This window comes from uncultured Dubosiella sp., assembly GCF_964018005.1.
In the GTDB taxonomy this organism is placed as follows: domain Bacteria; phylum Bacillota_I; class Bacilli_A; order Erysipelotrichales; family Erysipelotrichaceae; genus Dubosiella; species Dubosiella muris.
The window spans coordinates 1-10,250 of sequence record NZ_CAXHOA010000021.1 but is presented as its reverse complement, the minus strand read 5'-3'; the positions used below and the strand labels follow the sequence as shown (position 1 = coordinate 10,250).

Below are 10,250 nucleotides of genomic sequence, written 5' to 3'. Positions count from 1 at the left end.
CGCCCACAACAGATAGGGACCGAACTGTCTCACGACGTTCTGAACCCAGCTCGCGTACCGCTTTAATGGGCGGACAGCCCAACCCTTGGAACCGAATCCAGCTCCAGGATGCGATGAGCCGACATCGAGGTGCCAAACCTCGCCGTCGATGTGAACTCTTGGGCGAGATCAGCCTGTTATCCCCAGGGTAGCTTTTATCCGTTGAGCGACGGCCCTTCCATTCGGCACCGCCGGATCACTAATCCCGACTTTCGTCCCTGTTCCAGTTGTCTCTGTCGCAGTCAGGCACGCTTCTGCATTTGCACTCTTCAGTTGGTTCCCATCCAACCTGAGCGTACCTTTGGGCGCCTCCGTTACTCTTTGGGAGGCGACCGCCCCAGTCAAACTGCCCGCCTGGCACTCTCCCCGATCCTGTTCCAGGACCCAGGTTAGGGCTCCAAACGCTCAAGGGTGGTATCCCAACATCGACTCAAGACGCACTGGCGTGCTCCTCTCTTCGTCTCCCACCTATCCTGTACATGTTCGTTCAGAACCCAATGCCAAGCTGCAGTAAAGCTCCATGGGGTCTTTCCGTCTAGTTGCGGGTAACCTGCATTTTCACAGGTACTAAGATTTCACCGAGTCTGCTGCCGAGACAGCGCCCAAATCGTTACACCTTTCGTGCGGGTCAGAACTTACCTGACAAGGAATTTCGCTACCTTAGGACCGTTATAGTTACGGCCGCCGTTCACTGGGGCTTCAGTTCAATGCTTCGTGCAAACTAACATTTCCCCTTAACCTTCCAGCACCGGGCAGGTGTCACCCCATATACTTCGCCTTGCGGCTTCGCATAGAGCTGTGTTTTAGTTAAACAGTCGCTTGGGCCTTTTCACTGCGGCTCTTTCGAGCGCCCCTTCTCCCGAAGTTACGGGGCCATTTTGCCGAGTTCCTTGGCAACAGTTCTCTCGCTCACCTTGCAATTCTCTTGCCGCCTGCCTGTGTCGGTTTTGGTACGGGCCGCTTATGGATTCATGCTAGAAGCTTTTCCTGAAAGCTGGATTCATGTGCTTCGACTAACGTCTTCCCCTTCACGTTTTCGCTTTTGCATCCGGATTTGCCTGGATGCCGCTTATTTCGCTTGGCCCGCAATCCACTTAGCGGGTCACACTATCCTTCTTTGTCACTCCATCACTCCATACGCGGGTGCAGGATTCTCTGCCTGCTTTCCATCCGCTTCCCCTTTCAGGTTCGCGTTAGGTCCCGACTGACCCAGGGCGGACGAACCTTCCCCTGGAATCCTTAGGCTTTCGGTGTGCAGGATTCTCACCTGCATCTCGCTACTCACACCGGCATTCTCACTTCCATGATCTCCACCATTTCTTTCGATCTGGCTTCAGTGCTCATGCAACGCTCCCCTACCACAATTTCAATATCTCTACTGTCCTTATCCGCAGCTTCGGCAGATGACTTAGCCCCGGTACATTTTCGGCGCAGGGCCACTCGACTAGTGAGCTGTTACGCACTCTTTCAAGGGATGGCTGCTTCTGACCCAAGCCCTCCCTACCTGTCCGTGCGTCCCCATCCTTTTCCACTCAGTCATCATTTGGGGCGCGTTAGTGGCGTGTCGTGGTTGTTCCCTCTGGAGACATTGGAACCTTATCACCCGACACTCTGACTAGCGCTTCCATTTTCAACATGGCATCGCAGTTGATTCCATTCAGTACCCCGGTGAGTGGTGCGGCGCCAAATCATGAATGTCAGGTGCTCTACCTCGCACGATCGCTGTTTGCGACGCGTAGCCCTAAAGCGTATTTCGGAGAGAAACCAGCTATTTTCCGGTTCGATTGGAATTTCTCCCTAGCCCACAGGTCGATTCCCGTGCTGAGTTTTCAAACTGGCATCGGTTCGGCTCTCCATTGTCTGTCTTCACCGCCAACTTCAACTCCATGGCGGTTAGGATCACCGATCTACGGCTGTGCTGTAAAACCCTCTACTGTTCGCCCTACTTCAGACTCGCTTTCGCTTCGGCTTCACCTTCTCGGGATTTACCTGCACAAGATTCACAACTGGCGTCCCGGCTTCATTCTACAAAAGGACGCATCATCCCTAACGGACTCAATGTATGTAAGATACGTTTCAGGTTCTTTTCACTCCGCTTGCGCGGTTCTTTTCACCTTCCCTCAGTACTGGTTTCACTATCCGCTCAGCGCTGCCTATTTAGCCTTGGCGGATGGTCCGCTGCCCGACAGGATTTCCCGTGTCCCGTCCGTTAACTCAGGATTCCGCTATCTCCAGGTTCGTTTTTGCGCTACGGGGGAATTTTCGGTCTTTGTGCCTGACTTTCCAGCAGGTTCACAGCTCCCTTCCATTTCTTGCGTCTACAACCCCACTTGCGTGGGGGTTGGGCTTCTTCCTTCGCTCGCCGCTATTTTGGGGAAGTCACTCTTGTTTTCTTTTGCTCGGCTACTTGGATGTTTCGGTTGCCGGGTTTTCCCATTGCTGGATGACTGATTTCTATTCAGCGGGTTTTCCCCATCGATACCGGCCGGTTGTGCTTCCTTACAGGCTTGCCGGCGCTTTTCGAGTGGGCGCGTCCTTCTTCATACGCAGTGGCAGGGCTTTCTCCTTACGCCCTTTCTTGCTTGATCTCGTTTTTCACTTGAACTGTTGTTTGACTTATTGCTACTCCTTACAACTTTTATTCAGACGTCTGTTATGTCTTTTACTGATGTTTAGTTTCTCCAAAGATCCCTCTCGAAAGAATTCTCATTCTTCAAAACTTTACAGACACTCAATTCTTCCCGCTGACTTCTTTGTACTTTCTCCTTAGAAAGGAGGTATCCATCCCACGTTCCCGTAGGATACTTGTTAGACTTAACCCCAGTCGCGCCCCGCCTTCGACGGTCACTCCTTGCGGTTATGCCGCGCTTCGGGCGTTGCCGGCTCCATGGTTTGACGGCGGGTGTGTCAAGCCGGGAACGTATTCACCGCGGCATGCTGATCGCGATTACTAGCGATTCCGCCTTCATGAAGCCGGGGTTGCAGGCTTCAATCCGAACTAAGACCCTTGACGGTCGCTGCCTTCCACGGTTTGCTTCGCGCTGTAGACGCCTTGGAGTACGTGTGTAGCCCAGGCCAAAGGGCATGATGATTTGACGTCATCCCGCCTCTCCGGTTTGTCACCGGCAGTCTGATATGAGTCCTCAACTCAATGTTAGCATAATAAGGTTGCGCTGTGCCAACTTAACTGAACATTCACAACGAGCTGAGACAACCAACGCACCTGTGTGGAAATAACCTCCAGCTTACCTCTAAGCCTTCGCTTCCATGTCAAGGCCTGGTAAGGTTCTTCGCGTTGCTTCGAATTAAACCACATACTCCACCGCTTGTGGGGCCCCCGTCAATCCTTTGAGTTTCACATTGCGTGATACTCCCCAGCGGAAGCATTGGTTGTCGGCACCCATTTCATGGCGACACCTGCTCCTCATCGTTACGGCGTGACTACTAGGTATCTAATCCTATTTGTCCACCTTTCGTGCTACGTCAGTTTCAGTCCAGGCGGCCGCTCGCCACTGGTGTTCTTCCATATCTCTACGCATTTTACGTACACCTGGAGTTCCGCCGCCTTCCTTACTCAAGTTCTCAGTTCATCAGCAACAGAATTTAAGCTTCTGCCTTTCACTATGACTGAGAACGCCTGCTCCACCCTTTAGGCCATCATCCGGATAACGCTACACTTACGTATTAACGACGGCTGCTGGCACGTATTAGCCGTGACTTTGGCCGGGTACCTCCGAAGAAAAGCATTTCCTCTTTCCTCCTTTTTGCCACCCCCGGCAACAGAGCTTTACAATCCGAAGACCTTCTTCGCTCACGCGGCCATTGCTCGTTTCAGGTGGGGGGTGCGCCCCCATTGTCGAAATTCCCTACTGCTGCCTCCCGCAGGTCTGGGCGTGTCTCAGTCCCAGTGTGGCCGTCGCTCCGCTCTAGCCGGCTATGCATCATCGCCTGGTGAGCCGTTGCCTCACCCGCAGCTAATGCGGCGCAGAACCATCCATCCCCGAAAGCGTCTCGCGCTTCTTTCATTTGCCTCAAAGCTAAGAAAACCCATGCGGTATTATTCCGTTTCCAGAAATTATCCCCAGGTATGGCCAGTTCCCTACTGTTACTCGCCCGTTCGCCACTGTATCCAAAGATACCGTTCGACTTGCATGTATTAGGCATGCCGCAGCGTTCATTCCTGAGCCAGATCAGATCTCTTCCATTTGATTTGACTCAACGCGTTTGGCGTTTTATTTTATTTTTGATTGTTCAGGTTGATTACTGTACTTGGTTGTTTGTTTTACCTTACCAATTGGTACTTTACATACTGTCTGTAAAGTTTTCCAAAGAACGAGTTATTGTAAACATTTATTTATCTTTCACAAGCTTGCTTATCTTACTCCTGTCTGATCAAGTCAAGGCTTTTCTGATTTCTTTTTGAATTTCACAATCAGAAGAGACTTCGCTTGTGAGAAAAAGCCGTCTTCACCAGGCTCATTAAGAATACCACTCCAAACCTCACCGGTCAACCCTTTTGTGCTTATTTTAATTTTCACAAAATAAGATTCTGCCTTAGATAAAGGATCTGGATATTCCAGGATGCGTTTCAGTTTTGAATTTTTAATTGATTCCCATAAGAACAGCTTGTTAACTTTATCCAATAAATAAGTTGCAACCAAAATTTATGCCGTTTACCAATCTGTTTTAATTTTTTTACAGTAGTACCTTAATCATACCAAATTGAATCCGAAACTTCGCATAGTTAATCAAATAAAGCAATTGCTCCTATAATTGTTTTTGTATGAACAACAATAAAAGCGAGGGGAGTATACTTCTTCCTCCAGGTTGTAAAAAAACAAAAGAGCATCAGCAAGTCATCATTTAGAAAGCAAATTAAACACTGATATGAACCTACGATCTGCATGTCCGATTCAGATCAACGCATCGCACCAAAACAATTCTATTGCCATATTCATTTTTTTTATTATCTGTTCTGTCAGGCGATAGAAATTTAATCTATCCGATCAAACGGTAATAAAAAGACGAGTCATAGACTAGTTAAAAAGACGAATACCTCAAAACTGCCATTTCAAACTTTGCTAAAATACTTCTGTACCAAAGAAGCACTTCAAGGATTTATTCTCAGGAAAAATTGTGATAATAAAGACTATGCAGATTGAGATTAAACTTCCTGGATCAGCTCCAATCTCAATCAATCTTTATTTGCATTAAACTTTGAACAACCATTCGAATCCAGTCTCGATTAATCCCTTTTTATATCCTGACGTTCTTAGACTCACACAGAAACTTGATGATCATTAAACAAACTGAGAGGTCGCTGGCACATGCTAAAATCTGGTTTTCAGACTATTATCAGAATTAGTGAGGTATTTGATGAAATATGCCTTACATCAGCCGCCCGTTCTTAACCCCCTGGCGATGATTTTATTTATTCCCACTGTTTATCAGCCTGTTAATTTACAGCAATCAATGAATCGAACCAAAGGTGATCCTTCCAATTCTTCACCTTCATCAAGGACACTGAAACAATCATAGATTGAAAAGCTGCTGAAAACTTCATGAAGCCAGCGGCAAGTACTCTATAAATATGGGGCGGGAGCATGGAACGAAGAAGATACAGAAGTGGTATTGAATAATGACGATCGGAACCTTTGATAACGGGAAAACATTCTTTGATTCACACGGATGACAAATTATGACTTCACCGATTTTGCTTATCAGATCATGATGGACTTGAGTGGATGGTGAGGCTGACGATCTACAATACTTTTTACGATGAAAACGAAAAAAGACAACCTGTAAGTTCACAGTGGAAATTTCGGAACTTTTTTAACTTCAATGAGGTAGGAGATGTAATTCCATTCTTCTGAAATCACCAGCTTATCAACGGGAGACATCTATTTTAATAAGGACATGTTATTTTGTTTTAAGGAAACAATACGATGATGGAAGTGTTTATTAGTGGTTTTCAGCTCCACCTGGAGTCAGAATCGCGGAACACCAACGCAGACGGAAAATCTCCATTTCACGCCATAAGTTCTACGGATCAACTGGATCAAAGAACGATTCTGATTTCTATATCGACTCACCCGCTGTCCGTTGTGGATTTTTCGTTTCTTGACTGATTATGATCCAAATTTCGCTGGAACTGAGGTAGCACAATTCAGATTGAATGTTCCTGAGTTCTAAGGCACCGGAAAGATTATTCCATCTCACGCAATGCTTTTCCAATTCTGAGAGAAAAATTAACTTGTAGGTTTTTGCCGTGATTTTATGATTTCAAGGGCTAGTTAAATTTCTGACAGTCCAAAAATGAAATAGATGGCACATGCCAATCGCGTAATGATTGAGGGTCCTTTTGGTAAAATATGTTATAAATGACTCACAATAAACAAAATTACAACACACGTATAACTGACGAGATGTCAGGCCGTTTGCCACTGCTTCCATTCTCCTCTTCCCTCATATTGAGATGGATCGATCTTCACTACTGTTCATACTTGTCGATGATTATCTCGGACCTTGCCATATTATCCATTCTTTTGCCTCCTGGCCAAGACCGCCCATCTTTCCCAGCAGACGCCATGCTCAAAGCGCTCTTTGATTTCTTTTACTCTTTATGAGCTTACTTGCTCTTTGCGGCCAGAAGCAGGAAGAAAACTTTATTCTCACGACATCCGTCTGCTCTGCCTTTTCTCAACTGGCGAAAACTCTCTTCTATACCGGATACAGATCCTCCCCTTACAGACAGGACCATGCCTTTACTCCATAGCGTGAGGAGGATCCTTTACGGAATTCAACGCTATGCGAACAGAATGATCCCTCAGATAGACTTCTGTCTGTGTCCTCTTTATCTTGGATGAACAAAAATAATCGAAGGCCGAACGCCAACAAAGATAACATTCGTACTGGACCATAAGGCCACTCAGAAAATATCTGGCCTCCAGCATGGAAAATTCCCTTCAATTCGAGATCCTGCATGAGAAGCTGAACGCCTGGCTTCATCCAATGGTCTTTCGGACAACGGGTTATCTGTTCTCAGAAAACCGGATCATCTATCTTCTCGATGGAACGCCACTGTTTTGGCTTCAGCTATTCAAGAGGCGCAGGCCGTTAAACATCGTCTACTGGAAAAAGGGCACAGAAAACATCCTCCTCTCAGAAAACTGCTACGATGATTTTGCGCAGGTATCTGTCCGGCTTGCTCGATATGCCGTCTTCACGAAGATCTCGCTGACGCGGAAACGCAACAAGAGCTTTTTCAAAAACGTCCGGATGCGACCTTCATGACATGAAATATGGACTACTATAACTGATCACACCAAATGTGTTTCAAACCGCGCTGCAATATTCAGCTTGGAGTCAGCAGGCGGCTATATCCGGAAGTGTGATGTTTGCCCAGAACTGGCAACGATGATCACATGACTCATTCCTGCCACAGAGACCTTACTGTGGTAGTAGTTATCGGCAAATACCCGAAAATAATGGTGTCCCGAGTCTCTTACGGAAGCTTTGAGATGCTATTCTGGTGCGGAAGAGCAGGCATCGATATGATGATAATATTCGCGACAGAACAGGTAGCAGCAGAAGCATTACAGACAAAAAACAGGTTCAGATCTGGCTATTTTGGCCGTACCGAAGAAGCTGTGCCAGTCTGTCCTGCGTCAATATGTATGAATGGAACGCGACAGGCGTATCGAATGCAGGGACTTATCAGCGAAGACAGAATTACTATGGATGCAGCCATTGCGGAGCGAGTGCCGCTTCCATTCAGATCACAAAAGCAAAAGGTTGGCCGTTCATTCTCGATCTGTCATAGAACTGAGAGTGAATGAAGGCGAAAGTCCGGAGACATGTCTTCAGATGCAGGAATGAGATTATGGTCAGCGGAGCCGATTCAGGCGGAGAGGAACCTTCGGATGATCTTAAGAAAACTACAGATCAGACCGATTGAGACGCCGGGGACTAGGAAAATCGTAACAATTTGAGGTGTGCTTATTAGTGGCCCATGGGACACAATATCAAGAAAAATTAAACAACAGAAATTCGGTGAGTTGCCCAGAACTCGAAGCGTTATGGAAAATTAAAAGGAGCAGAAATAAGCGGGATCTGAGAAAAGATTATAAACAGTCTTTTATATAGAGTTTGGCTCTTTTCAGTGCGCTCAAAAATTTGACATTGAGACGGGAAAAACAGTCATAAAAACAGGATGAATCAGATAAAAAGCATTAGAAAAAGGGGCCTGATGTAAAATCTCGCTGATGAAAAATCAGTCGAAATTTAACAGCCCCTTTTTATAATTAAAGAGGATATATTTGTTTCCATAGAATAATCTGAATCGGAGGTAATTATGTTTAAAAGAGCACAAAGAATGAACTCATTCCATACGAGCGTCTTTACTGAACTTCTAGAAGAAAAAAAACGTTACGAAAAAGAAAAAGATGAAAAAGTAATTGATTTTTCCCTGGGATCGCCAACAATTCCGCCTTCACCATCAATTATTAAAACAATGACTAAGGCTGTATCGATTCCTTCCAACTATCGATATGCGGTTATGCCGCTTTCTGGCATGATCAGCTCTATTCAAAAATGGTATCAGAGCCGGTATCAAACCAGCCTTGAAGAAAACGAGATCACATTATTGCAGGGATCTCAGGAAGCTCTTGTCAATCTCCCTCTGATTTATTGCAATCCAGGAGATATCGTACTCGTTCCAGATCCTTATTATCCTGTTTATGTTGATGCGCCTCCGGCCCACTGCGGGTGCAAATATTCATTTCATGCCTTTGAAAGCTGAAAACAATTACTTAATTGACCTGGACGCGATCCCAGATGACGTTGCACAAAAAGCAAAAATGATGATCGTGTGTTATCCGAATAATCCTACCGGAGCCTGTGCACCCGATTCTTTTATCAATGATCTAATCGCCTTCGCCAGAAAAAACAATATTCTTGTAGTCTATGATAACGCCTATTCTGACCTGGTTTATACAGGCGTTCCCGGCAGATCTTTCCTCTCCTTTGATCATGCGATAAGTCGGAGTGGAATTTAATTCTTTTTCCAAGTCCGTATGGAAATGGCTGGAAGCAGACTCGGTTTTCTTCTGGGGAAACCGAGGAGTTGTTGAAGCCTGATAAAGTTCTAAGTCGAATAGATTTAATTGGTACACTGTCCCTCTTATTCCTGTTCAGGAAGCAGGAATTGCGGCTCTTGAATCCGGAAGTTCTCTGGTAAAAGAGACTCAGCAACGATATGAACATAAAAGAGATTTGATGGTTGATTCTTTCCGGCTTGCCGGTTGGGAGCTTCCCTGCCCAAAGGCAACCATGTTCATCTGGGCAAGAATCCCAGAAAAGTATAAGAATTGTTATGAATTCTGCCATGAACTGTTAAAAGCCACAGGAGTAATGGTTACTCCGGGAACAGCCTTTGGTCCAATGGGAGAACGATATGTTCGCTTATCTTTTGTATTAGAAGAGGAAGATATTTTGGAAGCTGCCAGCAGAATCAGGGAAAGTCAGTTTTTCCTAAAATCTGATTACTCTGATTAAGGTAGAGAACACATTCTCTGAATGTTTTAGCAGAAGGATAATTTAACGTTTTTTTCATCAGGAGTATCATTTTGTTAGTCAATCATCAATTCAAATAAATAAAAGTCCTAAAACCGGCCAGAACATTCTGGTCGGTTTGTTGATTTGGTCAGCTTGCAGCTTTCAGCCATTCCATTAAAACTATCGCATTGTTTTCGTCTTTATTTTTTGATCCGTAAAGCAAGGTTACATTTTCCTGATTTAACTTTTCCATAATCTCTTTTTTAAGTTCTCTGGCATCTTCAGATTGGTTAAGCTCACTTAAATAGGCCTCTTTAAATTGTTCAAAACTTTCATTGCCTTGATGGAATTGTTTCCGTTCTTCACTTGAAGGAGCAGCCTGTTTTGCCCATTCATCAAGATCAGCCTTGAGTTTACTTTCACCTCGCGGCCATAAACGATCGACTAAAATTCGATATCCATCATCTGGACTTTCAGGTTCATATATACGTTTGATTTTCAGAATTCCCATATATCCTCCATTCATCAACTGATTAATTCCAGTTTTATTTCTTCTTTGTAATCTGAACAAAGATTATGAAAAGGGGCTGTTAAATTTCTGACAGTCCAAAAATAAAAAGAGGCACCTGATCCGTAATGGATGAGGTGCCTTTTTT

The 10,250-nt window shown here is 45.3% G+C and carries 6 protein-coding genes and 2 rRNA genes; 4 read left to right on the top strand and 4 right to left on the bottom strand.

The features are described from left to right. The 3 genes from ABNS49_RS11955 to ABNS49_RS11945 all read right to left on the bottom strand — a co-directional run bounded on the left by ABNS49_RS11955 (position 1) and on the right by ABNS49_RS11945 (position 4,682). A 23S ribosomal RNA gene (locus ABNS49_RS11955) occupies positions 1 to 2,619 on the bottom strand. Between the two features lie 190 nt (positions 2,620 to 2,809). Then, positions 2,810 to 4,246: ribosomal RNA gene (locus ABNS49_RS11950) — 16S ribosomal RNA — on the bottom strand. Together the 16S and 23S rRNA genes form the textbook arrangement of a ribosomal RNA operon. Before the next feature lie 190 nt (positions 4,247 to 4,436). Further along, positions 4,437 to 4,682: a hypothetical protein gene (locus tag ABNS49_RS11945; protein WP_348688201.1), complete on the bottom strand. Its 246-nt coding sequence runs from the start codon at positions 4,680 to 4,682 to the stop codon at positions 4,437 to 4,439. 2,308 nt (positions 4,683 to 6,990) lie between these two features. On the opposite strand from ABNS49_RS11945, the gene ABNS49_RS11940 reads away from it, so the two are divergent. From ABNS49_RS11940 to ABNS49_RS11925, 4 genes are all read left to right on the top strand, one after another. Next, positions 6,991 to 7,332, top strand: coding sequence for a hypothetical protein (locus tag ABNS49_RS11940; protein WP_348688200.1), 342 nt, complete (start codon positions 6,991 to 6,993; stop codon positions 7,330 to 7,332). A gap of 1,060 nt (positions 7,333 to 8,392) precedes the next feature. Beyond that, the gene (locus ABNS49_RS11935; RefSeq protein ID WP_348688199.1) at positions 8,393 to 8,839 is read left to right on the top strand and encodes an aminotransferase class I/II-fold pyridoxal phosphate-dependent enzyme; all 447 of its coding nucleotides are present in this window, start codon (positions 8,393 to 8,395) and stop codon (positions 8,837 to 8,839) included. Next, positions 8,823 to 9,095 (top strand): aminotransferase class I/II-fold pyridoxal phosphate-dependent enzyme, encoded by a 273-nt coding sequence (locus ABNS49_RS11930; protein ID WP_348688198.1) that lies wholly within the window; start codon positions 8,823 to 8,825, stop codon positions 9,093 to 9,095. The genes ABNS49_RS11935 and ABNS49_RS11930 overlap by 17 nt, the downstream gene beginning before the upstream one ends. 127 nt (positions 9,096 to 9,222) lie before the next feature. Then, on the top strand, positions 9,223 to 9,594 hold the full coding sequence (locus ABNS49_RS11925) for an aminotransferase class I/II-fold pyridoxal phosphate-dependent enzyme (RefSeq protein WP_348688219.1): 372 nt from the start codon (positions 9,223 to 9,225) through the stop codon (positions 9,592 to 9,594). Positions 9,595 to 9,742: 148 nt separating this feature from the next. Here the strand turns inward: ABNS49_RS11925 and ABNS49_RS11920 are convergent, their stop codons facing one another. Then, the gene (locus ABNS49_RS11920; protein WP_075817306.1) at positions 9,743 to 10,105 is read right to left on the bottom strand and encodes a DUF488 family protein; all 363 of its coding nucleotides are present in this window, start codon (positions 10,103 to 10,105) and stop codon (positions 9,743 to 9,745) included. Positions 10,106 to 10,250: the final 145 nt, after the last annotated feature.